The sequence below is a fragment of the Oleiphilus sp. HI0117 genome (assembly GCF_001635235.1).
The window spans coordinates 1-288 of record NZ_LWGA01000595.1 but is presented as its reverse complement, the minus strand read 5'-3'; the positions used below and the strand labels follow the sequence as shown (position 1 = coordinate 288).

General features: G+C 43.1%; 1 protein-coding gene. It reads left to right on the top strand.

The window, feature by feature from the left end:
• Positions 1-42: 42 nt before the first annotated feature.
• Positions 43-288: hypothetical protein (locus A3757_RS26550; protein WP_231878237.1), on the top strand; the 246-nt coding region annotated here is incomplete at its 3' end.

Sequence of the window (288 nt, the reverse complement as noted above, 5' to 3'; positions counted from 1 at the left end):
CTATTTTGGTTTTGCACCTCATTCACTAGCATTGGCTTATTGGTGTACTTCGATCGCAGCGGTGTGGTATGGAACAACTATCCTTTCAGTGAAAGCCAGAAACTTATAGACACCTATTCCGGCTACTTATTGCCAATGATCATTATATGGCTTGGCCAGAGCTATGCTTTTCGCATAAGGCAAGAATCACTAGCTGAAGCAATCCAAGCAAATGAAGAGACAAGTAGTCTGGTAATTTCGGCCGAAAAGAACTCACAGCGCTTAGGAGAGATTCTGAATGAAGCCAAG